The 25,834-nt window shown below is 65.8% G+C and carries 24 protein-coding genes and 2 pseudogenes; 16 read left to right on the forward strand and 10 right to left on the reverse strand.

Translation table 11 applies throughout. The features are described 5' to 3' along the window. Positions 1-180 precede the first annotated feature (180 nt). The 3 genes from OH799_RS04140 to OH799_RS04150 form a co-directional block, all read right to left on the reverse strand. The gene (locus tag OH799_RS04140; RefSeq protein WP_406275927.1) at positions 181-1,383 is read right to left on the reverse strand and encodes a site-specific integrase; all 1,203 of its coding nucleotides are present in this window, start codon (positions 1,381-1,383) and stop codon (positions 181-183) included. Positions 1,384-1,649: 266 nt separating this feature from the next. Beyond that, the gene (locus tag OH799_RS04145; protein ID WP_406275930.1) at positions 1,650-2,201 is read right to left on the reverse strand and encodes a DUF402 domain-containing protein; all 552 of its coding nucleotides are present in this window, start codon (positions 2,199-2,201) and stop codon (positions 1,650-1,652) included. A gap of 194 nt (positions 2,202-2,395) precedes the next feature. Continuing rightward, positions 2,396-3,880 (reverse strand): FAD-dependent monooxygenase, encoded by a 1,485-nt coding sequence (locus tag OH799_RS04150; protein WP_406275933.1) that lies wholly within the window; start codon positions 3,878-3,880, stop codon positions 2,396-2,398. An 85-nt stretch (positions 3,881-3,965) separates the two neighbouring features. On the opposite strand from OH799_RS04150, the gene OH799_RS04155 reads away from it, so the two are divergent. From OH799_RS04155 to OH799_RS04165, 3 genes are all read left to right on the forward strand, one after another. Next, positions 3,966-4,619: a TetR/AcrR family transcriptional regulator C-terminal domain-containing protein gene (locus tag OH799_RS04155; protein WP_406275936.1), complete on the forward strand. Its 654-nt coding sequence runs from the start codon at positions 3,966-3,968 to the stop codon at positions 4,617-4,619. Positions 4,620-4,859: 240 nt separating this feature from the next. Beyond that, positions 4,860-5,525: an alpha/beta fold hydrolase gene (locus OH799_RS04160; protein ID WP_406275939.1), complete on the forward strand. Its 666-nt coding sequence runs from the start codon at positions 4,860-4,862 to the stop codon at positions 5,523-5,525. Then, complete coding sequence (locus OH799_RS04165) at positions 5,518-6,096, forward strand: TetR/AcrR family transcriptional regulator (RefSeq protein WP_406275942.1); 579 nt, start codon at positions 5,518-5,520, stop codon at positions 6,094-6,096. The genes OH799_RS04160 and OH799_RS04165 overlap by 8 nt, the downstream gene beginning before the upstream one ends. Positions 6,097-6,244: 148 nt before the next feature. Here the strand turns inward: OH799_RS04165 and OH799_RS04170 are convergent, their stop codons facing one another. After that, a complete protein-coding gene (locus OH799_RS04170; RefSeq protein ID WP_406275945.1) occupies positions 6,245-6,421 on the reverse strand; it encodes a hypothetical protein in 177 nt (58 codons plus the stop codon). 698 nt (positions 6,422-7,119) lie between these two features. Here OH799_RS04170 and OH799_RS04175 point away from each other — a divergent pair. Next, positions 7,120-7,404, forward strand: coding sequence for a hypothetical protein (locus tag OH799_RS04175; protein WP_357264979.1), 285 nt, complete (start codon positions 7,120-7,122; stop codon positions 7,402-7,404). Beyond that, on the forward strand, positions 7,401-7,709 hold the full coding sequence (locus OH799_RS04180) for a CopG family transcriptional regulator (protein ID WP_357264977.1): 309 nt from the start codon (positions 7,401-7,403) through the stop codon (positions 7,707-7,709). Before OH799_RS04175 ends, OH799_RS04180 begins: the two co-directional genes overlap by 4 nt. Before the next feature lie 418 nt (positions 7,710-8,127). Here OH799_RS04180 and OH799_RS04185 read toward each other — a convergent pair whose 3' ends face one another. Continuing rightward, entirely contained in the window at positions 8,128-9,330 is a 1,203-nt protein-coding gene (locus OH799_RS04185) for an erythromycin esterase family protein (RefSeq protein ID WP_406275951.1), read from the reverse strand. Positions 9,331-9,391: 61 nt separating this feature from the next. On the opposite strand from OH799_RS04185, the gene OH799_RS04190 reads away from it, so the two are divergent. Then, on the forward strand, positions 9,392-10,123 hold the full coding sequence (locus tag OH799_RS04190) for a TioE family transcriptional regulator (protein ID WP_406275954.1): 732 nt from the start codon (positions 9,392-9,394) through the stop codon (positions 10,121-10,123). 371 nt (positions 10,124-10,494) lie between these two features. Then, positions 10,495-11,010, forward strand: a complete 516-nt coding sequence (locus OH799_RS04195) for a putative immunity protein (protein WP_357264970.1) — start codon at positions 10,495-10,497, stop codon at positions 11,008-11,010. A 606-nt stretch (positions 11,011-11,616) separates the two neighbouring features. Here the strand turns inward: OH799_RS04195 and OH799_RS04200 are convergent. Then, positions 11,617-12,585 carry a hypothetical protein gene (locus OH799_RS04200; RefSeq protein ID WP_406275958.1) on the reverse strand — a complete coding sequence of 323 codons (969 nt, stop codon included), beginning with the start codon at positions 12,583-12,585 and terminating at the stop codon, positions 11,617-11,619. Between the two features lie 438 nt (positions 12,586-13,023). Here OH799_RS04200 and OH799_RS04205 point away from each other — a divergent pair. The 5 genes and pseudogenes from OH799_RS04205 to OH799_RS04225 form a co-directional block, all read left to right on the forward strand. Then, positions 13,024-13,203, forward strand: a pseudogene (locus tag OH799_RS04205) (hypothetical protein); the annotation flags it as partial. Further along, entirely contained in the window at positions 13,191-13,415 is a 225-nt protein-coding gene (locus tag OH799_RS04210; RefSeq protein ID WP_406275961.1) for a hypothetical protein, read from the forward strand. The pseudogene OH799_RS04205 and the gene OH799_RS04210, both read left to right, overlap by 13 nt. A gap of 549 nt (positions 13,416-13,964) precedes the next feature. After that, complete coding sequence (locus OH799_RS04215) at positions 13,965-14,900, forward strand: hypothetical protein (protein WP_406275964.1); 936 nt, start codon at positions 13,965-13,967, stop codon at positions 14,898-14,900. A gap of 182 nt (positions 14,901-15,082) precedes the next feature. Beyond that, a complete protein-coding gene (locus OH799_RS04220) occupies positions 15,083-15,709 on the forward strand; it encodes a maltokinase N-terminal cap-like domain-containing protein (RefSeq protein ID WP_406275967.1) in 627 nt (208 codons plus the stop codon). A gap of 99 nt (positions 15,710-15,808) precedes the next feature. After that, positions 15,809-16,405, forward strand: a complete 597-nt coding sequence (locus OH799_RS04225) for an HdeD family acid-resistance protein (protein ID WP_406275970.1) — start codon at positions 15,809-15,811, stop codon at positions 16,403-16,405. Between the two features lie 247 nt (positions 16,406-16,652). Here OH799_RS04225 and OH799_RS04230 read toward each other — a convergent pair. After that, positions 16,653-16,880, reverse strand: a pseudogene (locus tag OH799_RS04230) (cytochrome P450); the annotation flags it as partial. Positions 16,881-17,180: 300 nt separating this feature from the next. Between OH799_RS04230 and OH799_RS04235 the strand changes: the two are divergent. Genes OH799_RS04235 through OH799_RS04250 form a run of 4 tightly spaced genes read left to right on the forward strand, consistent with a single transcriptional unit; the run spans position 17,181 to position 20,553 of the window. Then, entirely contained in the window at positions 17,181-18,668 is a 1,488-nt protein-coding gene (locus OH799_RS04235; protein ID WP_406275973.1) for a S8 family serine peptidase, read from the forward strand. Further along, the gene (locus tag OH799_RS04240; protein ID WP_406275976.1) at positions 18,649-18,969 is read left to right on the forward strand and encodes a hypothetical protein; all 321 of its coding nucleotides are present in this window, start codon (positions 18,649-18,651) and stop codon (positions 18,967-18,969) included. The genes OH799_RS04235 and OH799_RS04240 overlap by 20 nt, the downstream gene beginning before the upstream one ends. Continuing rightward, positions 18,966-20,168 (forward strand): DUF418 domain-containing protein, encoded by a 1,203-nt coding sequence (locus OH799_RS04245; RefSeq protein WP_406275979.1) that lies wholly within the window; start codon positions 18,966-18,968, stop codon positions 20,166-20,168. Before OH799_RS04240 ends, OH799_RS04245 begins: the two co-directional genes overlap by 4 nt. A 49-nt stretch (positions 20,169-20,217) precedes the next feature. Continuing rightward, positions 20,218-20,553 carry a winged helix-turn-helix transcriptional regulator gene (locus OH799_RS04250; RefSeq protein WP_406275982.1) on the forward strand — a complete coding sequence of 112 codons (336 nt, stop codon included), beginning with the start codon at positions 20,218-20,220 and terminating at the stop codon, positions 20,551-20,553. A gap of 68 nt (positions 20,554-20,621) precedes the next feature. On the opposite strand, the gene nuoN is transcribed toward OH799_RS04250, so the two are convergent. The 3 genes from nuoN to nuoL all read right to left on the reverse strand — a co-directional run bounded on the left by nuoN (position 20,622) and on the right by nuoL (position 25,834). After that, positions 20,622-22,169, reverse strand: coding sequence for an NADH-quinone oxidoreductase subunit NuoN (nuoN, locus tag OH799_RS04255; RefSeq protein ID WP_406281789.1), 1,548 nt, complete (start codon positions 22,167-22,169; stop codon positions 20,622-20,624). A gap of 156 nt (positions 22,170-22,325) precedes the next feature. Next, the gene (locus tag OH799_RS04260; protein ID WP_406275985.1) at positions 22,326-23,951 is read right to left on the reverse strand and encodes an NADH-quinone oxidoreductase subunit M; all 1,626 of its coding nucleotides are present in this window, start codon (positions 23,949-23,951) and stop codon (positions 22,326-22,328) included. Beyond that, on the reverse strand, positions 23,948-25,834 hold the full coding sequence (gene nuoL, locus OH799_RS04265; protein WP_406275988.1) for an NADH-quinone oxidoreductase subunit L: 1,887 nt from the start codon (positions 25,832-25,834) through the stop codon (positions 23,948-23,950). Before nuoL ends, OH799_RS04260 begins: the two co-directional genes overlap by 4 nt.

Below are 25,834 nucleotides of genomic sequence, written 5' to 3' on the forward strand. Positions count from 1 at the left end.
ACGACCGGCACCTTCGCGCAACTCGATCGATATCCAGGGTGGGCCGCGGCATCCATCAGTGCATCGGCCCTGCAACTGGCCCACATAGAGATGCGCTGCGTGTTCTCGCCTTCGTGAATCGGCTCCCGACGCTGCGCCATGCCGTTTCGCCATCAAATCAACAATGCGCGAAAGGCGAGCTCACAGCCCGAGTTTGGTCACCGCGTTGTCCTCTAGGGGGTTCGCGGTGCGAATGTAGCCGTGGACGGTGCGGGGATTGGACCAGCGGCCCTGGCGCATGATCTCCCGGTCGCTGGCACCGCCGAGTGCGGCCTGCGTCGCGAAGCCCGCGCGCAGTGAATGGCCGGAGAAGAGGTCGGGGTCGAATCCGGCTCGGGCGGCATACCGCTTGACCAGTTCGGCGACGGCGCGGCCGGACATCGGGCGGTCGGAGATGGTGCCGTGCCGGGTGATGGTGGGGAAGAGGGGGAGGTCCCCGTTGGCGACGGTGCCGGTGTAGCCATGGCAGCGGTGGATGACGGGGTCGGTGGCGGGCAGGTCAGCCAGCCAAGTGCGGACACCCAAAGTTCCTGCGGCGCAATGAACTTCGCGTAGACGCAGCCATTCGGCCAAGGTGCAGACCGGGCAGGTGGCGGGGCGGCGGCCGCGCGGGAGTGCTACGCGTTGTTCGGCGGCGCCGGTAGGGTCGGTTTTGGTGGCGGGCAGCCGGATCAGCAGGATCGGTTCGCCAGTGCCGTGATCGAGGGTCACCGAGACGTCGCCGATGCGCAGGCCGGCAAGCTCGCTGCGGCGCAACGCCCCGGCGAAACCGACGAGCAGCGCGAGCGCATCCCGGCGGCGAGCAGGTTCGGTGGGCCAGCCCGGTTCGGGAAGTCCAGCCAGGAGTTGGTCAAGGGTGTGCAGGAGAACGGGACGTTTGCGTGCGGGCTGGGTGCGGCGGGTACGGCGGACACCACGCAGAGTGAGGCGCACAACGTCCGAACGCGTCGGTGACGGCAGCCCGTTCGCGGCATGCACCGCGGCGATGGCGGCCGACTTGCGTTCCAACGTCGCCGGGCTGAATGCCCATCCTCTGGTGGCGCGGCGCGCGTCGGCGGCTGCGGCCAGGTAGACGGCGACGTCGAGGGCATCGGCGGGCAGTGCCTGCCTGCCCTCGGTCGTACACCACGCTGCCCAGGCGACCCAGTCGGTGCGGTAGGCGCGCAGAGTATTCGCCGATTGCGAGGCCTCGAGATACCGGCGCAACGAGCCTGCCTGATCGTCGTCGAATCGATCACGCACCAGGCGCAGCGCCGTGGCATCCACCAGCACGCTGCGCACGCCACGGCGCAATTCCGTGCGCACCGACTCCGGCACTGCGACGACGCTGGCTCGATCGTCCATGGCTCGGCTCCCGTGTTCACGTCGGCGACTGGCTGGCTGTCTGCGCCACACGGTATCCGGCGCGAGAGTTCACCCTACGACACGATCGGCAACCCATCGGTGGGTCCGTTTCAGGACGGTCGCGTTCGAAGTTCGGCGCACCAGCGGGTGCCTACCACCCGGCGCAGGCGTAACGCCCGACGTCGCGACTTTCGGCGACATCGAGCTCGTTCTGCCACCGGTGTCGGTTCTGGTCATCCTGCGATGCCATGACGAATCCTCTCGGATTACAACGGCATCGAGCGCCAGTCCTCGCTGAACGGGCCATCGCGGCGCTCGACCATCGCCACCGCCTGACCACGAGCCGCATCGATGGCATGCTGCCATTCGACCGGTACCAGTCCGAGGCGGATGGCGAGAGCGTACTCGTCCTCATCTTTCCAGTGATAGGTCAGGTCCGGGTCGACGATCAGGTCGAGGTGCAGGTCGCTGGTGTCGATGCCATCGGCGGTTCGGGTGAAGGGGAGTTGGAAGTTGACGTACCAGCAGCGGAATTCTCTGCGCTCGTTCCACATCGGCGCGATGGCGAAGTAGCGGTCGGTGTACATGATGGCCAGCCGGGTGTTTCGCTGCCAGGTCCAGGGCGCCATCTCCCACTCCCGGCGCGCATAGGCCTGCAGCAGTTCGCGGCGTGCCCCGGGATCGTCCTCGCGCATCGACTTTATCCACAATGCCGGGCCGAGTCCCTTTGTCCCCGGAGTGAGGAGCACGCGGAGTTCGTCACCGCGATCCTCGATCACCCGTTGCGGCCACTCGGTGAACGATCTCCCGTAGATCATGTCCCGGATAACGATCGTTCGACCTGCGGCGAAGGATGTCACGAGAACGCAGCTTAGTGATCGGGCAGCAGTGTTGGACTGTCGGGCCCGGCGTGGTTTGGATGAAAGCTCCATGCCGAAGTGGACGGATTGTGGCGTCGACGTACGTGGCGTCGGTGGCTGTCCCTCCGGTGCGAAACCGACGCCTGTTGCGGTCAGGATGCCGTGCCGATCCATGCTGTCAGGGCATCGGTCAGTCCCTCGTCCCCAGGTGCGGTGGTCGCGTAGGCGACGTAACCGTCTGGGCGAATGAGTACGGCTGCGGGAGTGGGTATTTTGCCTACGCGCGGGATCACCCAGTACTCGGTACGGGCAGTGGCGCGGACGACGTCGACGCGGTCGTCCCATCCGGTGACCGAGGAGGTTTCGGTTCCGTTGAGCAGCAACAGGATCGGTCGCGCAGCGCGGAGCAGTTCGTGCGCGCGGGTGTCGCCGGTCGCGGTGGTGAGGTCGGCGTCGGGGATGCGGCGGCCGGTGAGTGGGTGATCGCCCTTGATGTCGTAGCGGATGTCGAGCGCGGTGATCATGTGTCCGAGCCGTTGGCGGACTTCGTCGAGGTCGATGAGATCGCTCATGATGTCCCGCAGGGCGTCGGTGTGGGCGCCCGAGCGGGACAGGGCGGTCTGTGCACGGGTGTTGTGCAGAACGCGGGCGGCGATCGGACGCCGTTCGGTCTCATAGGTGTCGAGGATGTCGGCGGGTGCGTTGCCGCGCAGCGTGGCGCCGAGCTTCCAGCCGAGGTTCACCGCGTCCTGCACACCCATGTTCAGGCCCTGGCCGCCGGCGGGGTAGTGGATGTGGGCGGCGTCGCCGGCGAGGAGGACGCGGCCGGCGCGGTAGCGGTCGGCTAGGCGGGCCGCGTCGCTGTAGCGGGTGACCCACCGAGGGCTGTGCATCCCGAAGTCGGTGCCCGCGATTTCGGTGAAGTTGGCGCGAAAATTCTCGAAGCTCAGCTCGATGCCGCGTTCGAGGACGCGGTCGTGCCGCTGGACCACGAGTCGGTACCAATCGGGCTGGAATTGGACTGCCGAGAAATCGCCCGCACCGCGACGCTGTCCGAAGAAGGCTTCGGCAGGCGGATCGGACAGTTCGACATCGGCAATCATTCCGGTCATGGTCGCGTCGGTGCCCGTGAACTCGATGCCGGCGAGCTTACGGACCACGCTGCGGCCGCCGTCGCAGCCGACGAGGTAGGCGGCGCGGATGCTGCGCGGGTTGGGTCCGCCGAGTCCGACCTCGATGCCCGCCGTGTCGGAGTCGAAGCCGGCAACCGGCGAGGCCCAGTGCACGGAAGCGCCGAGTTCTGCTGCGCGCTGGTCGAGTTCACGTTCGATCGCCGATTGCAGGACGGCGAGCATGTAGGGGTGGCGGGTGGGGAAGTCGGTGAAGTCCAGGGGCAGCCCACCGAAGTGACCAGCCTGGATCGGCCGTCCTTGTGGCAGTAGTCGCTCCAACAAGCCACGCTGGTCGAAGATCTCCATGGTCCGGGCGTGGATGCCACCCGCCCGCGATGCGCCGGTGCGCGCCCGCAGCCCATCGACCAGCGTCACTTCGACCCCGGCCAACCGCAGTTCGCAGGCGAGCATCAGTCCGACCGGTCCGCCGCCGGCGATCACCACATCAGTTGTCTCCACGACCATCTCCTTAACAATGTTAAATTGAATGTGGTTAAGCTAAATAGAACGTTGTTAATCTGTCAAGTGGATTCGAAGATCGGAGGCGAAGATGAAACTCGATGCCCAGTCCATTGCCGAGGCCGCGCTGGGACTACTCGACGGTGTCGGCCTGGATGGACTGACTATGCGCAAAGTCGCTGCGGCGCTTGATGTTCAAGCACCCGCGCTCTACTGGCACGTAAAGAACAAACGAGAACTGCTCGACGCCATGGCCAGAACCGTCTTCGTCTCCGCCGTCGACGGCATCGAGGCGCCACGGCGAGGGCAGAGCTGGCAGGATTGGCTGGTCGATCTCGCCAGCCGCCTGCGGCAATCGATGCTGCGCTACCGCGACGGTGCGAAGGTGCTGGCCGGCACCTACGTCAGCGACGAAGTCATGTGGCGCACCGTGGAACTGACCTTGCGCACCCTCGAAGACGCCGGCTTCGCCAAGCGTGAGGCGCGGCGCGTCTTCCCGATCCTGCTGTACTACACCGTCGGCTTCGTCATCGAGGAACAGGCTCACTCCGGCGCGGAGTATGCCGAGGGGAACCCGTACGAGGCGGACCATATCGGCGCAGCCGTCGACTCCCAACGCTATCCACTGACCGCTGGCATGGTCACCGAGTTCTTTGCCGCCGACCCCGACGAAGAGTTCGACCACGGCCTACGCGTCATCCTCGTCGGAATCGGCTCACCACGATCCACGGACTCCTGTAGCTAATAATGTTAGCTTTATGGCTATCATTATTAGCTACCAGCTCTTCGGGAGTTCGACATGACCGAGTACTTGACTATCGACGGTGGACATATCGCCTACGACGTGGGCGGGGCAGGGCCACTGGTCGTGCTGTCGCACGGTATCCGGTGACCGTCGGCAGGCCTACCGGTTCCTGGCCCCGAAACTGGTCGCGGCGGGGTATCGGGTGGCGGCAGTCGATCTGCGCGGACATGGGGATCCAGCATGAACTGGAGGTCTCATGATGGCGGTGACGCGATCTCTCGCGCCGACATCGCGGACGACCTGCTCGCCCTGATCCGTCATCTCGGCGGTCCCGCCGTCATCATCGGCCACTCCCTCTCCGGCGCCGCCGCAACCATCGCCGCGGCCCAAGCCCCCGATCTCGTCAGCGGGATCATCGAACTCAACCTGTTCATCAAGACCCAGAAGTTCGCCGCTGGCGCCGTATTCACCGTCTCGCGCTACCGCAGGGGCATGACGCACCTGATGGCGGCGATGATCTTCAAGAGCCTCGGCCAGTGGATGAGGTACCTGAATGCCGCCTATCCGGTCAAGCCCGCCGACTACGACCACTACATGGCCGAGCTGTCGGTGAAGCTGCGCGAACCCGGCCGGTTCGCGGAGTTCCTGAAGACCGGCAAGTCCACACCGGCCGACGCCGACGCGCAGCTGGCGAACGTCAGCAGTCCCGCACTGATCATCATGGGCACCGAGGACCCCGACTTCGCCGACCCCCAGGCCGAAGGCGATGCCATCGTGGCGCTGATGCCCGCGGGACTGGGCCGGGCCGAGCTGGCCGAGGGCTCCGGGCACTACCCGCACGCGGATTCCCCCGACCGTGTCGCCGAACTCGCCCTGTCGTTCCTCGAGGAGCATGCCCGTGCCTAGAGCCGGACTCAGCACAGCCGACGTCGTTCGGGCGGGTGCCGAGCTCGCCGACGACGTCGGCTACGGCAATCTGACCATGGGATTGCTGGCCGAAAGGCTCGGCGTCCGAACGCCTTCCCTCTATAAACATGTCGAGAACCTGGCCGACCTACGGCGCGGCATCGCGGTGCTGGCCATGACCGAACTCGACCGTGAGATCCGTGACGCCATGCACGGACTATTCGGCGCGGACGCTCTGTCGGCCTTCGCGCGCGCGTTCCGCGTCTATGTGGTCGCCCATCCCGGCCGGTACTCCGCCACGATCGGTGCCGAATTCACCGGCCCTGACGATCCGCTGCTGGAACCCAGTACCCGCCTGTCGGATTCGATGACGGCAGTACTACGCGGCTATAACATCCCCGAAGACGAAATGGATCACGCGCTTCGCAGTCTGCGCAGCACATTCCACGGGTTCGCATCGCTGCAAGCATCCAACGGTTTCCAATGGACTGGCGACCCGGACGTCAGCTTCAACTGGATGATCGACTTCGTCGACCGCGGACTCCGGGCTGCCCGCCGCGTAACCGACTAGGGATTGGCGGTCTACGGTTGTACTTCGGATCCAGGCGATCCCACAGCGCGTAGCCCCCCAGTCAACCATCGCGCATGCCCAGGACGTCTTGGCGAACGCGACTCCGTTCCGTCCCGGTCTCGGATCAAGTCCAGTGGACGCGAATCGACTACCAGCCCGCGACCACCGGCAAACAGACCAGGAAGTCCGGCGCATGACGGAACTCCGAATCGCGTTTGTCCCGCCAGAACAGCCAGAACGGCTGCGACACGATATTCACCACGTCAGGGTCGGAATCCGGGGCGATCAGAAGATCTCGCTCGACCCTCGATTCTAATCCGATCATCGCCCCAGCGTCGCCGACCAATACCAGCCCGGATGTTCTCTAGCATCTGAACGACCGGACGATCTCACCGGCGCCCCGATCTCATCCACTCCTGTGGCGATCACCGCCATGGCACTTGCCAGTCAAGATCTCGAGAACCACATCGAAGTCTTCAGTGTCGAGCGGTGCTGGATCGCCTTGACTCCCGCGGTTGTTCAGCACCGGTCCATCGTTGCCGCTGCACCTGGAGCTCGTGATCGTTTCCGACGGATTGGATGAGAACTAGCCAGGCTTACGACAGATCCGATGCGAGACGACAGCTCTGGTACGAGCGTCCAGGGGGAGCTAGTTTTTCGGCAGTTACGTAGCAGTTACGTTTCGTATGATGTAACTAAACGTAAACGAAATACCTGCTGACGATTTCAAGGGTCCGCCCGAATCTGACCGCCGATAAGGTTCACTTATCGGCGGTCAGCAATGACGGCTCGGGCCGCGATATCCCTGGGTGGTTTCGCCGGCAAAACGATCTACCGAGCGTTGAGTGCGGCCGTCTCGTCGTCTTTGAGTTGCGTTTTGGGATTGGTGCTGGGAGCAGGCAGTGGTTCTTGGTTGGCGCTCGAGTTCAGGGGGTGGCTTCCTGGCATAGTTCGGGCCGCGCCGCCTCGGCCCCCACTCGTTTGGGTACCACATGCGTGGTACCCAGGCGGTAGTATCGGGTGGTGGGTTACGAGTGGTGGTACGGCGCCTATGCCGTGCTGGCGATGGCCGGGATCGAGCGTCACGAGGTGATCGAGGTGCTCTACGCCGAACGTCGATGGCCGCGGCGCGGTATCGACCCGGTGACCGGGCTGTGGGCGCTGACCATCTGGGCGCGCACAGACGCCGGTCGGCCTTTGATCGTCACCCTGCGTGCGCTGGATGGATTCGATCGGCAGATCGTCGCGGTCCAGCAGATGACACCGGATCAACTGCAGGAATTCAGTAAGTGGGAGAAGACGCGATGAGCACACCCGAATGGCCCGAGACCCCGGAAGAGATGGCCGCCCTTGCCGGGCGTCTGGAGTTCACCGACGAGGAAGTCGAGTTGCCTCCGACTCCCGGCCCCGACGGGATCATGGTGTCGAGGTCGCTGAAGATGCCCAGCGAGCTGGACCAGCGGATCAAAACGGCCGCAGCCGATCGCGGCATCACACAATCCATGCTGATGCGCCAGCTGCTCGAGACCGGGCTCGCCGCGATCGAGCACGATCACCCGATCTCACTCACCGACGCCATCCGCGCTCTATCCGGGCTGTCCAAGTCCGCCTGACACCCGGTACTCACGTCAGCCCCGGAAGTGGTTTCCGGCTCCTGCGCGCTGCCGAGTCGTCGGGTTAGTCAGTACATCCCGGGATCCGCCGCGCCATCGCTCACTACTCGACGCATTTCTTGGACTCGGCGGACTTGTCGGGGCACTGAGGCTTCGCCTGGTCAAGGGCAAGTTACACCCACACCGTGACCGCCACGCCGAGCTTCCCCGAGTGCCGATCGTGACACGGTTCTTACTGGCCTGTCCTGACTCTCTATGTATCTGACGAAACGGCGAGCCTCCGCCGGTATGCCTTCAGCCCGCGTACCGACAGGGCGCTACGCCCACTGCGTGACCCGGACACCGTCGACGAGTAGGCCGGCGGCGCCCGGTCGCTACCTGACCGTTGCCGGCCAGTCGGCGCTGAATGCTGAGGAGCCTAGCTCGGCGGGGCGTCCTTGACGAACACGATCCCATCGGCGCTGGCCACGTGAGCTGGGTCCAGCGGAGAGTAGCCGAACCACGCGGACACGCGGGGAGCGGGCATCACTTCGCTCACGATAGCGGCCAGTCGGCGGGCGTCGACGACGTATCGGTCCTCCGGAAGCGCGTACAGGAGCCCTTCGATGGTGTCCGGAGATGGAGTTTCCACACCGCGGTGGCGGATCGTGCCGAGGGCCGTAGCCATGAAGGCGTACTCCTCGCCCAGCTGGGCGCTGACGATCGCCCCTGCGCTCCACCATTCCACCGGCAGGTCGCCCATCTGCATCCTGCTCTTGTTCCGCTGGAGGTGGCCGTTGTGGGCGTTCACCAGCGCCGGGCCCCGCTCGGCGATGGCGAGCAGGTTGGCGGCCATCATCGAATCCCGCACGCCGAGCAGCCGCGTCATGCGGCTCGGTGACGTGTCGGCCATCCAGAAGTGGTAGCGCAGCAGGCCGGTGGCGGTGCGCCCGTACAGGAGGGCCCGGTTCCAGTCGTCCGGTGCGGACGCCTCGATCAGGTGTGGCGCCTGCGCGTCGAGCAGCGCTACTAGGTCGTCGGCGAGCAGCCGCAGCTGGTTTGCCTCGGGCGTCCGACCCATGGACTGCGACGGGTCCCTCATCGCGGCGGGATTGGTCCAACGATCGTCGGCGCCGAGCAGGCGGTCGAGCGTTTCCGCGGTGCAGGGAAGCAGGTCGGCGTCAACCCAGGCGGTCAGGTAGGCGTGGAGTGCGGCGAGGGCCTGCCGAGGGCTCGCGGCGTGGGTGATCTCCAGCGGGCCGTCGAAACCGGCGAAGCGCAGTTTCTCTGACACGGGCCGGCCGTCGTTGTAAGCGCGCATCCAACGTACCAGCTCCCGGTTGGCCGCGAAGGCGCCCCACTCGTGGCTGAAGCCCCGCTCCATGACGTCGTCGAGAGTTCCTGTGCCCGAGGTGACGTAGTCGTCCACGACCAGACCCACCATGCAGTCGCTCTCGATCGTGATCGTCCGGTAGCGCTCCTGCTCGACGAGCTGCCGGAAGAGGTTGTTTCGCAGGTCGAGCAGAGCGTCCTCGCCGTGGGTGGGCTCGCCCAGGGCGAGCAGCCGCGGCCGGGCCGGGAGCAACCCCATCACGGTCGAAGCGTCGACGACATGTGCGGCGTCTTTGATAGAAGCAGTCATGCTGTTAACGCTATCGTTGAACCAGCTGTTGAAACTTTCTAGCGGTATTGGTAGGTAAGTGGTGCGAAACCTTCAAAACAGTGGCCGACTCAGGCCCGTTGACCTTGCGCGCGAGCACGGGCTGTCCGCGCAGGCGGTCAGGAACTACGAGGCGGACGGCATCCTTCCGGGCGCCGAACGCACTCCGCATGGGTACCGCACCTACACGCCATGGCACGCACAAGCGCTGCGCGCGTTCCTCGCTCTCCTGCCCGGGCACGGCCACCACACGGCCGCGTCGATCATGCAGGCGATCCATCGCGACGACACCGAGGCCGCGCTTCGGCTCATCGACGAAAGTCACGCCCAGCTTCTCGATGACCGCCACACTCTCCAGGCCGTCGAAGCCGCGCTGCGCGACCTCGATCCGGTACCGCAAGAACGCGGCGACACATTCGTCGGCCCCCTGGCCAGAAGACTCGGCATCCGCCCAGCCACCCTGCGAAAATGGGAACGAGCAGGCCTGGTACGACCACGCCGCGACCCGCAGACGGGCTACCGCGTCTACAGCGCGGCCGACGTGCGCGACGCCCTCCTCGTCCACCAGCTCAGACGGGGCGGCTACCTGCTGGCGCAGATCGCCCCGCTGATTGCCCGAATCCGCTCCGCCGGAGGAGTCGCACCCCTCGAGTCGACACTGCGCGACTGGCATGCCCGCCTCTCAGCGCGCAGCCGCGCCATGCTCACCGGCGCCGCCGCACTGGACGCCTACCTCGACTACCGACCGGCCCCGACCCGGACAAAGGCCGAGTGACTACACCACGGTCTCGTCAACCACGGACCTGATTCAGCCGCCTAGCAACTCCCGCTGAGCCGGTCGTGCACTCGCCGACCGGCTGCTGTTCGCCGTGGCCGCCCCGCGCCGAGATGGATCGCGACCTCATGGGCGAACGCACCCTTGACGGGCTACGTGCCGCCGCCGGGCGTCGCGGCGGCCGACCCACGGCGATCACCGACGACCAGCTCGACATCGCCCGCGGCCGCCACGCCGGCGGGGGAGTCCGTCACCTCCATCGCCGCCCACCATGGTGTCGTCCACTCCACCTTGTGCCGCGCACTTCAGCCCCAGAAGCGACCGCAGCGGTCACCGAACAGGCGAACTTCGTGAATGGTAGGAATGAGCGTGTGCCGATTCTCCCGAAAGAGCGTGATCCTCGGCTGATCACCGTCCGACGTGGGGGCACCCTGACGGACGAACACCACCGACTGTTGGCTGACTGGGCCCTCTTGTGCGCCGAGCACGTGCTGAATCTGTTCGAGGATCATCAATCAGGTGACAGCCGGCCCCGCGACGCTATAGATACCGGTCGAGCCTGGATCCGCGGTGAGGTGCGTATGAGTGACGCACACCGAGCGGCGTTCCAGGCGAATGCCGCGGCGCGCGGGATGCCGAATCCAGCGAAGTTCGCCGCACTGTCGGCGGGTCAGGCGGTTGCGGTGGCTCACGTCGCCGCCCATGACCTGGGCGCTGCGGCGTACGCCATCAGGGCGGCCAGCGCACGTGTCCCAGCCCACGACGCCGCTCGAGCTCGGGCCGAGGAACGGGAGTGGCAGCGGGCGCACCTCCCTACCGCAATCCGTGAACTCGTTCTCGACGATCAACAACGCCGGAGCGCCATCTGCTGGCACGTCTTCGATTGATCTGAAGCCTGCCACTCATCCGCTTCCGCCGCGCCCGGCCCTACGCGGCTGCGGGCCAGGCTCGCTCGAACTCCGCCCTGGTCATTTCCCATGCCGCCCAGCCCTCGGGCCGATCGAGCTCGGCGGAACTGCGGAAGCCGAACTGGTTTTCATCGTGCTCGTCGCGGTGACAGGACACCAGCCACCCAGGCAGAAGGGTCGAGCCGACTCCTGACCGCCGAATTGTGAAAGAAATTTGCGAGCAATCGCGGTATGAGCTGCTGGGCATCCCAATACGACGTCGCTGCCCTGCCCGACATTCTCCGCGCTCAGCAACACCATCACCGATCCACCGCGCGAACTTCGGCACTCGCCTGGCCTACCTCGCCGAAGTCGGGACCAGCCTCCATCGACCAATGGCCGACTTCCATCGAGACGGCAACTCGACAATCTGCCTCATGATCCGTTAGACACTCGGCTCGAGGTCTATCTCACGAATAACTGCCACTCGGCAGACCGAACGTGCCTCAATTTCAATGGGACAGGACAAAGATTTTCCGGACAGCGCGAACAGTCACGACCGCAAAGTGCATATACACCGCCGGGCGGCACGCTCGGCGGCCCACTTCATTGGATGGTGAATCGCGGCGCGTGCCGGGTATCGGTCCGACATGTGAAGATCGTCATGGCTCCGTAGCGACCGTGACTCAGCCCTGTCGGCTCACTCTCCGGCTCTGCGTCCGACGGCAACTCCGTGCCCGCGTCCACGACCGGCTTCCAGCGCGGCCCTGAACCGCCATCCCACTCCGAGCTGTCCAGTTGCAGCAGTTGCCGTGTCTCGCCCCCACAGTCGAAGCAGGGCACGGCATACATGTCGGTCGAGTGCCACGAGGTCCATCCACCGACTTTGCAGCCCGGAGCCACCGACAGCAGATACTGATAACAGGTACACCCATACTTCTCGACCTGCTCCTCGTCGTACACCGCGTCATGGGAAGCAGTGGGGTAATGGGCGATCTCCCACTGCCGCAGTCGCTCTCTCAGCTCCGGCGGATACACCTCACGATCCGGGTACTCATCGACCCGTTCGGGGTTCAGCGAACACGCTTGTGGCAGGTAGAAGTCGTAGGAGACCTGGTGAGGAGCAGGAGCCGAATCCAGCAGCGCGGTACCGCCCTCGGTATGCCGCCACACGAGCTGGACCGTGGGGCCCCACCTGTCGAGCTGCTCGTGCTCGTTGGGGCACCACAGCACCTGCAGCACATCGGTGTCGTCGGGGTAGTCGATCTCGGGGAAGTCGTGCCGCCACAACTGCGCGATGGGTACCAGGTAGTTCGGTACATCGACTTCGGCCGGCACCATTCTTTTCCCACGGACCCCGTCAGGTCTCGTGAACGGCACCCACACCAGGTACGGCTCGGTGCAGGTGGGCCACGGCTCGTCGGCCGGCCACCACAGAGGGCCGCCGATATGACTGTCCGAGACGCCGGGCTGCCCCTGCCGGGGGTGTAGGCGGATGGTGGTGCGGGCGTAGTCGGCGATTCCCGGCACCTCCGCAGTGATATCTACTGGCGGTGCGGGCGTGGTGTAACGCAATATCCGAGTCTCTCGTTCAAGAACAGTTCGGTCAGAACCTCATTCGACACCCACCACATCGTCGGAGGGAAGGTTCCTTACCGTCGTCAGTGAGAGTTCACCACTTTCCTTACCGGTTGTTGACCTGAGCGGTGTTCGGAAACCGCTCTCGGGCTCGACGATCATTGCATCACCGCGTGGAAGATCATGTCGGTGTGGAGGTTTGGGTGCGGGGTTACGCGATTCCCGCTGATCGTCAGGACGAGGTGTGGCGCGGGTGGCGGGCTGATTAGGCCATCAACGTTCGAGATCGCACCACAAACCAGTCGGAAGCGCCTCTGAGCTTGCGCTACCTGCTGCAATCGTTCGTGATGACGCCAGCTCTGCTGGTCGGTCGGCACACCCAGATCGTCGGCTGGAACCAGCTCGCCGTGACGGTGTTCGGCGACTTTTCAGCGCTGTCGCCAGAACCGTCGCACGCTCGCACATCTGCTGTTCACCGAGCCCTACCTCCGCGAGCTGCACCGCACCGGTTGGGCGCGGGCGGCACGCGAGCATGTGGCGCATCTGCGCGTTCTGCTCGGGCCGCATCGAGGCGACTCCGGACTCACGGCGCATATCGACCCATGCAGGATCTGAGCGCAGAATTCGCGCGGACGTGGGCAGAGCACCCGGTCGCGCAGGTCCGGTACCGGGCGTACGTGCTACACCACCCGGTCGTGGGTGAACTGACCCTCCACGGCGAGCTCATCGCGCTGCCCGACCAGCCGTCGTGCTGCGGACTGGATCTGTTCGCCGCCGAGCCGGGCTCGAAATCTGCGCATACGCTGCGGAAACTCGGGAGCCTGTAAGCCGGCACGCTGCGGTCAGAGGCGCTGATTGCTGGCGCAGCCGGTGAGCTCGATGTGAGCGCGCCGCCAATCATGGCCGACCAGCTTTGGTGGTGGCATCCCGTTTTGACAGATTATGCGACTGTGGTTGCGGTATCGGCTCGTTCACCATTCGGTAAGGGAGTTGTTGTGATGGTCTTGCCGCGATCGGTTGGCGAGTATCTGCGCTGTGAGGAGAGGCTGCGGCAGGGCCGACAGCCTGGTGGTGTAAATAGAATTTCCGCGACTCAGTGGATCTGACGAATCGAGTTTGGGTGGCGTGGCACCGGACGTTTCGTTGGTGCCAATTCTTCATATCTGATGAAATCAACCTACGATTCATTGGTGTCCACCGTATGTAACTATCCGGGCTGTGTCCGTCCCATCACGCGCGGCGGCGGGCCTGGTCGGCCGTCGGAGTACTGCGACCATCCGGATCACACGCGATGGCGCGCTTGGCGGGAACGTCAACGGCAACAACAGGAGTCGGAGGTACCCGCCGGTTCCGTCACTGTGACGCAGCAAGGGCCGGTGACAGCTGCGCGATTGCGGGCGGATGAGTTGCTCACCCAGTTTCGCGGACTCGCCGATCAGCTGACGAGCACGTTGAACGCCGCGGTCGCCGAATTGTCTACGCTGGCCGACCCATCCGTCGTCGAGGCCCAAGTGCAGGCGGTGCAGGCGGACGCGGCGCGGCGTATCGCGGAGGCAGAGGTCGGCTCCGTCGCGGCCGAGCAAGCGCGCAGGCAGGCGGACGAAGCCAGGACCCTCGCCGAGTCCGCGGCCGACGACGCGGCCAACGCCGCCGAACAGGCGGAAGAGCAGGTCGCCGAGGCGAATTCGGCCCGCGAGGACGCGCTACATGAGGTCGAACGTGTCACCAAACAGGCGGCCGACGATGTGTTCGCTGCGCGCAGCGACGCCGATGCTGAGATCCGTACCGTGCGTCGCGAGTGCACCGAAGAGATCGAACGCATCAAGCAGGACGCCGCCGAACAGGTCCAGCGCGCGGAGCGGCGCACCGAAACGGAAATCGCGCAGGCGCGGCGTGAAGCGGCCGCACAGGTTTCGGCCGCCAGGTCCGAACGTGACCTCGCGGTCCAGCGTGCCGCCGAGGCAGAACGCGCGACCGAACGCGCCGAGCATGCCGCCGCTGAACGAGTCGAAGCCGCCAACGAGGCACGCGACGAATGGCGCAGGGTCCGTGCTGAACTCGACGCCACCCGTGCCGAGCTCGCCGAAGCCCGCCGCGCCGCCGCCGCCGATCTCGCGATTGTCCGTTCCGATGCCGCGGCGGCCGTCGAGAAGGTTCGCGCGGAGGCGACCCACCGTATCGAGGCGCTCGACGAAGCCCGCGCCCAAACCCTGGCTCGCGCCGAACGCGCGGAAGCGCAACTCGACGAACTCCTGGCAGAAGCGCGCCGCAAACCGCCTGGCACCGATCTCGGTGCCCGCGTCGAGGCGTGATGGGCTGAGAAGGCCGTCCCCGAGAGCGTGGGCTGGCCTGAACGACCAGGATCGTGGTCCGACCCTCAGTCGGCTGAACCAGGGCGGATGCGTGAAGGATGGGCTGGTCGGAACCCTGGCTACACTCCGATACAGCGTCGGCGTGCAGGAGGCTCCGTATGTCTGTCATCTACCGAACCGCGATGGTTCCAACCAAGTTGGTGCTGCTGAGTTCCTGGTTGCCGACTCGCACGTGGTATCGCGGCGACGGTGAGCCCGACTTACGGATAGCCGGCGGGTTCCGCCTGGACGATCCCGGTGGTGAGGTCGGGATCGAGTTCATGGCGATCACCGACCATGCGGCCGAGCTGGCGTGGGCTTACCATGTACCGCTGACCTATCGCGCATCGCCGCTGGCGGGTGCCGACGAGGGGCTTGTGGGGACCGCGCTGCATGGTGTCCTCGGCAAGCGATGGATTTACGACGCTGCGCGCGATCCGGTCGCGGTGGCTGAGATCGTCGCATTGCTCGCCGGGCGGGCGAAGCCGCAGGCGCAGAGCGAAAGCGGCACCTCGGACCCCTCCGTCGCGATACATGCTGCCGAGACGATCATCCCGACAAACGAATTCGGCCCAGCGCAGGAGAGCTTGTCCTACACCGACATTCCGGTCGGACAGCGAGCCGTGCGCCTCCATCGTCTGCTGGATGCTACCGGCGCACCCGCCGAGGCATGTGGTTCGGGCTATGTTATTGCCCCGTGGCGGACTGCCGAGGGAGCGGCCGCCCGCAGTGTGTTCTTGTCATTCGCCGAGAGACCAAGGGAACGTTGAACGCCCGCGGCCTGGGGGACTGGAATTTCGAGAATTCGCTTCGGCGTTGCGTAGCGAAGGCAAACACCCCGCGAACAGAAGTCGTCATATCATGTTGCTATGCCCGAAACCGAGGTCGAAGGGCGTACGGAACCACTGGCCGGCGGCGCCCGGCAGACGGTACTGGTGGCCGGTGCCTGTTCGATGATCATGGGTGTGGCCTTGGCGGTGTGGCCACACAAGTCGCTGCCGACGGCGGAAATGCTGTGCGGCGCTTATCTGCTGTTCCATGGAGTGCTTCAAATGATCGTGGCGTTCGGCGCTCGCTTCGCCACGGCGCTTCGCGTACTGGTGTTCGTCAGCGGCGTGCTGTCGGCCTTGCTGGCCGCGCTGTGCTTCGCGGGGGGTAACTCGGCGCAGCTATTGTCGTTGTGGATCGGTTCGGCGTGGGCGATTCGTGGCATCTGCCATGCGACTGTGGCGGTGTGGGTCGACGACCTGCGTGGCAAGGGACGGCAGGAGGTATTCGGCCTCGCCACGATGATGCTGGGCGTGATCGTCGGTGTCCTGCCGTCCGACTCGCTGAACGCGCTCGGCTGGGCGATCGGGCTGTGCTTGATCGTGATCGGGTCGACGGAGGTGCTCGGCGTCGCAGTCGTCCGCCGCGGCGCGGTCGAGTTGCCCTCGCTCGCCCCGAACCCGCGGCTGAATCCGTAACTGGTCGGGTAGCGGGAGTTCAGCAATGGACTTCCGCTACCCCGACAACGGTGGTGGTCCGTAGGGAGGCGATGATCGCTGATCTCTCGTATGCCGTGGGAAGCTGGCGGGTTTCGCTGTCAGGGTGGCGACGCTGCTGACGTGGAAGCGCAGATTGGGCCGCTTCAACCGTTTCCGGGTTCATTCTGATGCACGTAATCGGTTGTGCGCGAAATGGTTATGCATCGGGAGCTCCATCTGACGCTTCTTACGCCAGCGTCAGCGGAGGGGACTGGGATAAGACGACCAGCGATGCGGCCATAGCCCGGTGGAACGGGTCAGGCCACCAGACCAGCTTGTCTGCAGGTACGGCCAGTTGCATCTCGGGGAGGGCGTCGAGGAGTTGATCGATAGCGTCCTGCACGACCAGGTATGCAACTGACTTGGCGGGGCAGGTGTGCGGCCCGGTGCTCCATGCCAGATACGAGCGAATTCCGGGGCGGTCCCGCTCCTGATCCGAAGCGGATTCGAATACGGTGATCGAGGGCCACTCGAAGATCCGAAAGCTATTGGAGTACAAGGTAATTCAATGCAGTTCACCTCACTGTCCTTGCCGTACAAGGGATACGACTATGAATCACCGACCGCTCGGAACAAAGCTCGCCCAACTTGCCTACATCAGCAGCAATGCGCCGAACTCTCTCTGGATCCGCCAACAAGGTGTCGGTGCCGGTCACGGTAACCGCGCCAACGATTGCGGTGGCGGCCAGCCCGCGCACAAGGTTGACTATGCACCATGGCATCCCAGCACCGTGAGCTCCGATCGCCCGCCGAGCTGATCGTGGTCACCCGCGGCACCGATTCCGAGATCACACCTATCGCCCTCAGCGAAAACCGCGACGGACAGTCGCGAGTGAACGACTTGCTTCCGGCGGGCGCCCAATTGGGCCGAATCTTCGGACCGGCCAACCGATTGCAGAGCAGGCTGACCGGCACCCCGCATGCGGGAACAGGCGCCGAGTACCTGAACTACTTCTTCGTCCGCGGCGTCACCGATGATCTCGACGGCGTCGCCGAGCGATTGCGTGCGGACGACGCCGTCGAGGCGGCCTATGTGAAGCCGCCCGCTGAACCGCCGATCGCGCCGGAAGGTGTCGTGCGCTTCGCGAAGCCAGTCGCCGACGCACCGCCTGCGACTCCGAATCTCGAAGAACGCCAAGGATATCTGGACTCCGCCCCGCAGGGGATCGACGCACGATGGGCCTGGGGGGTGCCTGGTGGGCGCGGCGAAGGCGTGCGCGTGGTGGATGTCGAGGGCGCGTGGCGGTTCACCCACGAAGATCTGCACAACAACCAGGGCGGGGTGATCGGCGGCAACCCGTCACCGGATCAGGGCTGGCGTGACCACGGCACCGCTGTCGCAGGCGAGATCAGTGGTGACGTGAACCCCTACGGCATCACCGGCATCGTGCCCGAGGCGCATATCCGTGCGGTGTCGGTCTTCGGGTCGGGGTCGGCGGCGGCGATCCGTTCAGCGGCGGACGCGTTGGGCGCTGGCGATGTGATTCTGCTCGAATTGCACCGTCCCGGACCGCGATTCGACTACGCGGGCAGGCCGGACCAGCGCGGCTACATCGCGATCGAATGGTGGCCCGACGACTGGGCGGCTATCCGCTATGCGATCGGTAAGGGTGTCATTGTGGTGGAGGCCGGTGGCAACGGCGGCGAAGACTTCGACGCCGCGCTATATGACACGCGGCCCGCGGAGTTCCCGACCACATGGCGCAACCCGTTCCGGGGCGGCGCGGCCGATTCCGGGGCGATCATCGTCGGCGCGGGCGCGCCACCGCCCGGGTTCCACGGGAACGATCACGGCCCCGCGCGATCGCGGCTGGCGTTCTCCAATTACGGACAGCGTGTCGACGTGCAGGGCTGGGGGCTGGAGGTCACCACCACCGGGTATGGGGATCTACAAGGCGGTTCCGACGAGGACCTGTGGTACACCGACGTGTTCAGCGGCACCTCGAGTGCGTCGCCGATCGTAGTCGGCGCCGTCGCGAGCTACCAGGGCATGACGGGGGCCGCGGCCGGACGCAAGACGCCTGCGGAGGTGCGAGCCCGACTGCGTGAGACCGGCTCACCCCAGACCGACGCGCCGGGACGGCCCGCGACCCAGCGGATCGGCAGCCTACCGGACCTGAAGTCGATGATCGTGCCGCAGTCCGAGCTTCGACCAGATCGTCGCGACCCGGCTGAGTCGGAGCATGACCGATCTGTTCGGTAGGCCGATACCTGTCGAGGCGGTGCGGTTGGACGAGGAGATCGTGCAGCCGATCATCCGTGGGGAGCGCGGGTGCGCCGAGTTGTCCTCGGGCACTGGGGAGTCGGCCGTCGCCGCGTTTTCCGACTCCGCTGACGGGCAGTCGGGCTTCCTCACCGTCGAGGGGCAGATCTATCTCGAGGTCGCGCAGTGGCGGCCATTGTCATTACGCCGCAGGTCGCGGTCAGTGAGCTATAATCGGCGCGGGAACCGGTCCGACGACGGTCGCGTCATTCCAGTGCGTTCGCCTAGTTTCGGACTATGACCGGGCCGATGGAATCCGTGCTTCCCGCGACCACGATGGCGCGGAGGATCGCGGAGGTCGACATCCTGCGTGGGTTCGGACTGTTCGGCATCCTCATCACCAACGTCACGGTCGCGACCACGCTGTGGTCGTACACCGGCACCGACGACGATCCGCGGCCGCGATTCCAGGGGCCGGTCGACGAGGCGGTGCGCGGGCTGGTGGACGCGCTGTTCGCGGGTAGGTTCTACCTGCTTTTCGCCTTCCTGTTCGGCTACTCGTTCACGCTGCAGATCGCGGCGGCGCAGCGAGCAGGGGTCTCGGCGAACGCACGCCTGTTGCGGCGCTGCGCAGCGTTATTGGTCGTCGGGCTCGCACATGTATTCCTCCTGTGGATCGGCGACATTCTCACCCTGTACGCATACCTGTGCCTGACTCTGATCATCCTGAAGGACCTTAAGCCGCGCACCGCGGTCATCGCCGGGGCGGTGCTGTACGCGGGCTGGTGCGCGTGGGCGTTCCTACCGGGTGGTGGCGGCGCGATCTCCGGGCTTGCGACCTTTTTCGGCATCAACCGGATACACGACGGATATGCGGGCAACGCCGGGGACGTTTTCGCCAACCAGATGTGGCTGGCGCCCGCGTTCATCGCCCTCATCTGGCTCACCCAGGGGGTGACCAGCCTCGGCATGTTTCTGATTGGTATGGCCGCGGGTAAGCGGAGGCTGTTCACCGACCAGAAGACGGTGGCCCGTTGGGCGCCGCGAGCGTTCGCGGGCGGTATGGCGATCGGGCTTCCGGTGTCGGCGGTGACTTTCGCCGACGCGATGAATTGGATTCAGCCGCCTACACTCTGGGTCGGAGTGCAGGAGTTGGTCAATCCGCTCATGACTTTCGCCTACATCGCGGGCATCCTCTGCCTGACCCGGTCGGCGCGCACGGCGCGGGCGATCGGCGGGCTCGCACCGGCAGGACGGATGACGGCCTCCAACTACATCGGGCAGTCGATCGTCCTGATGGTTGTCTACACCGGGTATGGGTTCGCCCTGGTAGACGCGGTCCCGCCCGCCGGTGTGCTGGGCATCGCGCTACTAACCTACGCCGTCCAGCTCGCGCTCAGCGCCTGCTGGTTGGGTCGGTTCCGGTATGGGCCGGTGGAGTGGCTGCTGCGAGCCGCAACCTACCTGCGGGTCCCGGCGTGGCGACGTAGTCCGGGGTGACCGAGACCGCATCGCAGCTCCCTCCGGAACTGGCCTACCAATCGCACCAGTGGTCAATCGTGTCTCGAGCCGCTGGACCACGCCGATCCTGTGGACACTCAACGAGTTCGGTCGGCAACGATTCAGTGAACTGGAACGCCGCATCACAACGATCACGCCCAAGGTCCTGACACAGCGGCTCCGGCAACTAGAACGCGACGGGCTTGTCGTGCGCACCTATCACCCCGAGGCCCCACCCCGGGTGGAGTTGGAGATCATCGCACTGGGACGCAGCCTCGCACCACTGGCCGCAACACTCGCCGAATGGTCGGTCAACCTGGACAAAGTCGATCAGGCCCGACAGGCCTACCACGCTCGCGAGCGGGCCTCCTACCGTCGAAGCTGATCGGCTCGGAACGTGACGGCGCCTCCACTGTTGACAGCGGCAGCACCAGCCGGGCCGCGCCCACGAGATCAGCGGACGAACGTCGCCGCCCGCTCAGCCACATCGAGCAGCGGCTGCGGGAACACGCCGAGCACGAGGGTAGCCGCCGCGGCGACGGCCACGATCGTCGTGGTGAGCGCAGGGGTGGTGATCAGCGGAGCGTCGGCGGGCGGGTCTGTGAAGAACATCAGCACGATTACCCGAATGTAGAAGAATGCCGCGATGGCACTACAGATCACGCCGACGATCACCAGCGGCGTCGCGCCGCCCATGGCGGCCGCTTCGAAGACGGCGAACTTGCTGACGAAGCCACTGGTGAGCGGCAGACCCGCAAAAGAAAGCAGCAACAGTGCGAAAACCGTGGCCAGCCAAGGGGAGCGGCGGCCGAGCCCCGCCCACTGAGGCAGGCTGGAGGCCTCGGCACCGGAGGATTCGCGGACCAGGCTGACGACCGCGAATGCACCGAGTGTACCGAGGCCGTAGGCCAGCAGGTAGAACAGCACCGCCGCGACACCGCGACCGTTCGCCGCCGCCAGACCGATGAGGATGAAACCGGCATGGGCCACCGAGGAATACGCGAGCATGCGCTTGACATCGGTCTGCGTGATTGCCATGACCGCGCCGACCGCCATAGTGGCGATCGCGACGGCCGCCAGGATCGGGCGCCAGTCATCGCGCAGACCCGGCACCCCGATCTGCAGGACCCGCAGCAACGCGCCGACTGCCGCGATCTTGGTTGCCGCGGCCATGAAGCCCGTGATCGGGGTGGGCGCGCCCTGGTACACGTCCGGCACCCACGACTGGAACGGCACCGCACCGATCTTGAACAGCAGGCCGACCGCGAGCATCGCGACCCCGAGCAGTGCCAGCATCGCGTTGTCCGGGTGCTGAGCGATGGCGTCCGCGATTCCACCGAGCCGCACCGTGCCTGCCTGCCCATAGAGCAGCGCGACACCGTAGAGGAAGAACGCCGAGGAGAAGGCGCCCAGCAGGAAATATTTCAGCGCCGCCTCCTGCGAGAGCAACCGATTGCGCCGCGCCAACCCACACAGCAGATACAGCGGCAGCGACAGCACCTCGAGCGCGACGAACATGGTGAGCAGGTCGTTGGAGGCCGGGAACAGCATCAGGCCACCGACCGCGAGCAGCGTCAGCGGGAACACCTCGGTGGTCGCGACACCCGCGCGCACCGCCGCCGCTTCGGTGGCGCTGCCGGGTACCGCGGAAGCCTGCGGCGTGAAGGCATCCACGCCGCGTCCGAGGGTGGCGGCGGCCAGACTCCAAGTTCCCGGGCCGGAACGGGCTTCGACATGGGGTTCGGCGCCGCGCTCGGCGATGAACAGGACGCCGAGGATCGATACCACCAGGATGGTGCCCTGCAGAAACAGGCTGAAGCCGTCGATCGCCACGGCGCCCGCGATCGCGGTGGACTCGGTGCCCGCCAGCGCCACCACGGCCACCAGCGCCGCCACCAGCCCGACCAGGCTCAACGCCAGGTGCGTGCCGTAGCGGTAGCGGCGCCCGAGGAACGCCTCGACGAGCACACCGAGCACGGCGGCGCCGAACACGATCAGCATGGGGGACAGGTAGCCGTATTCGATGCTCGGCGCGGGCACACGCGCGGCGAGCGTTGTCGCGTAGTCGAAGTCGCTCACTTCAGGCCGTCCTCGAGAAGGCGGTCATCGCGGCGAACATTCCCGCGACGGTGACGTCAAGGCGCGCAATCAGTCGGCTCATTTGTGGGCACCTCCGGGGTGTTCGGCTGAACCTGCCTCGGGCAGCGTGGGTGTCGGCGGCGCGGGATCTGTCCGGCCGATGGTGGTGAGCGTCTGGCTCACCGCGGGATTGATGAAGTCCGTCAGGACCTTCGGGTAGACGCCGAGGAACAGCAGCGCGGCGATCAGCGGGGCCACCACGGCGAGTTCCCGGGGCACCAGGTCGTAGATCCGCTCGTTGCCGTCCTTCACCGGTCCGGTCATCATCCGCTGGTAGAGCCACAGCACATACAGCGCGGCGAGCACAAGTGCGCCGGTGGCAACTACCGCGGCGAACTGGTAGCGGGTGAATGTGCCGACCAGCACGAGGAATTCGCTGACGAACGGGGCGAGCCCAGGCAGTGACAGGGTCGCGAGACCGGCGATGAAGAATGTCCCGGCCAGCACCGGGGCCACCTTCTGTACGCCGCCGAACTCGGCGATCAGCCGGGTGCCGCGGCGCGATACCAGGAATCCGGCCACCAGGAACAGTGCGGCGGTGGAGATGCCGTGGTTGACCATGTACAGCGTCGCGCCGGTTTGGGCCTGGCTGGTCATGGCGAAGATGCCGAGGATGATGAAGCCGAAGTGAGAGATCGAGGTGTAGGCGATCAGGCGCATCACGTCGGTCTGCCCGATCGCCAGCAGCGCGCCGTAGACGATACCGATCACAGCGAGCGTGATCACCAGCGGTGCATAGGTTCCCGACGCGTCGGGGAACAGGGGCAGGCAGTAGCGCAGCATGCCGAACGTGCCGACCTTGTCGACCACTGCCATCATCAGCACCGCGCTTGACGGTGTCGCCGCGACGGCGGCGTCCGGCAGCCAGGTGTGCAGTGGCCACAGCGGTGCTTTTACCGCGAAGGCGAACATGAACCCGAGGAACAGGGCATTGAGCACCGCGGGCCCCGCGCCGAGCTGTCCCGCGTTGGCGGCCGCGACCACGGCGCGGAGGTCGAACGTCCCCGACGATCCCTCGCCCAGCCCTTCGCGGGCGGTGAGCACGTACAAGCCGATCACCGCGGCCAGCATGATCAACCCGCCGAACAGGTTGTACAGCAGGAACTTCACCGCCGCCCGCGAACGATGCTGACGCAGTTGCACGTCCCCGGTGCGTGGCCCGAAGCCGCCGATGAGGAAGTACATCGGGATCAGCATCGCCTCGAAGAACACGTAGAACAGCAGGATGTCCAGCGAGACGAAGGAAATCAGCACCATCGCCTCGACGAGCAGGATGAGCGCAACGTAGGTGTGCGCGACCCGTTTGCCGCTGCCCACCTCGCGTTCGTCATGCCAGCCCGCCAGGATCAGCAGCGGAACAAGCGCAGCGGTCAGCAAGACCAGCACCAGGGCGATCCCGTCCAGCCCTAGCGTGTAACCGGCGCCGAACGCCGGAATCCATTGGTGGGATTCAACGAACTGGTACTGTGCGCCGCCGGGATCGAATTCCACCGCGAGCCCGATACCGAGGATCAAGGCCACCAGCGAGCAGCCCAGCGCCACACAGCGGGCGAGGGTGCGTTGCGCGGCGGGCAGCACGAGTACGATCGCCGCTCCGACGATCGGCGCCAACCACAGCGTCGTCAACCAGGGAAAATCGCTCACCACAACCTCACCGCCAGCAGGGCGGCGGCCACCAGGGCCGCGCCGGTGAACATGGACAGGGCATACGAGCGCACGAACCCGGACTGCACCCGCCGGATCCGTGCCGACAGCCCACCGATCATCGCAGCGGTCCCGTTGACGATCCCGTCGATGCCGCGATTGTCGAGGAAGACCAGTGCCCGGGTGAGATGCCGTCCGGGACGCATGAACGTCGCCTCGTTGAACGCGTCACCGTAGAGGTCCCTGCGTGCCGCGACAGTCAGCGCCGACACGGTTTCCGGTGCGGTTTGCGGAACCGCACGCTGCGCGTACCGGTAGTAGGCACCCGCGACGCCGACGGCAACCACCAGTAGCGCGAGCGTTGTGACTATGGCCGCGGGGACGACTTCCTCGCCATGGTGGGCGCCGACCACCGGTTCGAGCCAGTTCTGCAGTGAGGAGCCGAGGACGAACAGGGCACCTGCCCCGACCGAGCCCATCGCGAGCAGGATCATCGGTCCGGTCATCACCGCGGGCGCTTCGTGTGGATGGGTGTCCGGTTTCCAGCGGCGCTCACCGAAGAAGGTCATCAGCATGACGCGCGTCATGTAGAACGCGGTCAGTCCCGCACCGAGCAGAGTCACCGTGCCTAGCGCGAAGCCACTTATGCCGCCCTGGTTGAACGCCGCCTCGATGATCCGGTCTTTCGAGAAGAACCCGGCGAACGGCGGGACCCCGATGATGGCGAGGTAGCCCAGGCCGAAGGTGACATACGTGATCGGCAGCAGCGTGCGCAGGCCGCCGTAGCGGCGCATGTCGGTCTCGTCGTCCATCGCGTGCATCACCGAACCGGCGCCGAGGAACAATCCGGCTTTGAAGAAGCCATGGGTGAGCAGGTGCATGATGGCGACGGCGTATCCGGCGGGTCCGAGGCCCGCGGCGAGTACCATATATCCGATCTGACTCATTGTGGAGGCGGCCAGAGCCTTCTTGATGTCGTCCTTGGCGCAGCCGACGATCGCGCCGAACAGCAGCGTGACCGCGCCGACCAGCACGACCCCGAGCCGCGCGTTCGGCGCGAGGTCGAAGATCGGGTTGGACCGTGCGATCAGGTAGACGCCCGCGGTCACCATGGTGGCCGCGTGGATGAGTGCCGACACCGGGGTGGGGCCCTCCATCGCGTCGCCGAGCCAGGACTGCAGCGGCACCTGCGCGGACTTTCCGCACGCGGCCAGCAGCAGCAACAGGCCGATCGCGGTGAGTGTGCCCTCGCTGGCGGCGGGCGCGGCACCGAACACGTCGCGGAAGCCGATCGATCCGAACGTCGCGAACATGATCATCATGGCGATCGCCAGACCCATGTCGCCGACCCGGTTGACCACGAACGCCTTCTTGGCCGCCGTTGCGGCCGAAGGCTTTTCGTGCCAGAACCCGATCAGCAGGTAGGACGCCAGGCCGACGCCCTCCCAGCCGAGGTAGAGCACGAGGTAGTTGTTCGCGAGCACCAGCAGCAACATAGCTGCGAGGAACAGGTTGAGGTAGGCGAAGAACCGCCGCCGTGCCGGGTCGTGGCTCATGTAGCCGATCGAGTACACGTGGATCAGCGAGCCGACGCCGGTGATCAGCAGTGCGAAACACACTGAGAGCTGATCTAATTGGAGTCCGACGTCGACCTGGAGGCCCGCCACCGGAACCCAGCTGAACAGATCCGAGTGCACCGCACGTTCGGCGGAATCGCGCCCGAGCATGGCGAAGAACGCGATCCCGGCGACCACGAAGGAGGCCAGCGCCATCGTGGTGCCGAGCAGGTGACCCCATACGTCGCAGTAGCGTCCGATGAGCAGCAGGACGATCGCACCCGCCAGAGGGAGGGCGGGCAGCAGCCAGAGCGTTGCCGTGTCCAT

The organism is Nocardia sp. NBC_00881, assembly GCF_045207455.1.
Taxonomy (GTDB): Bacteria; Actinomycetota; Actinomycetes; order Mycobacteriales; family Mycobacteriaceae; genus Nocardia.

Excerpts from the sequence above, each read along its gene's own strand:
- OH799_RS04235 (WP_406275973.1), top strand. The coding sequence starts at position 17,181 with ATGGCATCCCAGCACCGTGAGCTCCGATCGCCCGCCGAGCTGATCGTG.
- OH799_RS04145 (WP_406275930.1), bottom strand. The coding sequence starts at position 2,201 with ATGATCTACGGGAGATCGTTCACCGAGTGGCCGCAACGGGTGATCGAG.
- OH799_RS04225 (WP_406275970.1), top strand. The coding sequence starts at position 15,809 with ATGCCCGAAACCGAGGTCGAAGGGCGTACGGAACCACTGGCCGGCGGC.
- OH799_RS04155 (WP_406275936.1), top strand. The coding sequence starts at position 3,966 with ATGAAACTCGATGCCCAGTCCATTGCCGAGGCCGCGCTGGGACTACTC.
- OH799_RS04140 (WP_406275927.1), bottom strand. The coding sequence starts at position 1,383 with ATGGACGATCGAGCCAGCGTCGTCGCAGTGCCGGAGTCGGTGCGCACG.
- OH799_RS04245 (WP_406275979.1), top strand. The coding sequence starts at position 18,966 with ATGACCGGGCCGATGGAATCCGTGCTTCCCGCGACCACGATGGCGCGG.
- OH799_RS04210 (WP_406275961.1), top strand. The coding sequence starts at position 13,191 with ATGCAGGATCTGAGCGCAGAATTCGCGCGGACGTGGGCAGAGCACCCG.
- OH799_RS04180 (WP_357264977.1), top strand. The coding sequence starts at position 7,401 with ATGAGCACACCCGAATGGCCCGAGACCCCGGAAGAGATGGCCGCCCTT.
- OH799_RS04170 (WP_406275945.1), bottom strand. The coding sequence starts at position 6,421 with ATGATCGGATTAGAATCGAGGGTCGAGCGAGATCTTCTGATCGCCCCG.
- OH799_RS04240 (WP_406275976.1), top strand. The coding sequence starts at position 18,649 with ATGACCGATCTGTTCGGTAGGCCGATACCTGTCGAGGCGGTGCGGTTG.
- nuoN (WP_406281789.1), bottom strand. The coding sequence starts at position 22,169 with ATGCTGATCGTGTTCGGCGCCGCCGTGCTCGGTGTGCTCGTCGAGGCG.
- OH799_RS04220 (WP_406275967.1), top strand. The coding sequence starts at position 15,083 with ATGGTTCCAACCAAGTTGGTGCTGCTGAGTTCCTGGTTGCCGACTCGC.
- OH799_RS04185 (WP_406275951.1), bottom strand. The coding sequence starts at position 9,330 with ATGACTGCTTCTATCAAAGACGCCGCACATGTCGTCGACGCTTCGACC.
- OH799_RS04150 (WP_406275933.1), bottom strand. The coding sequence starts at position 3,880 with ATGGTCGTGGAGACAACTGATGTGGTGATCGCCGGCGGCGGACCGGTC.
- nuoL (WP_406275988.1), bottom strand. The coding sequence starts at position 25,834 with ATGGACACGGCAACGCTCTGGCTGCTGCCCGCCCTCCCTCTGGCGGGT.
- OH799_RS04160 (WP_406275939.1), top strand. The coding sequence starts at position 4,860 with ATGAACTGGAGGTCTCATGATGGCGGTGACGCGATCTCTCGCGCCGAC.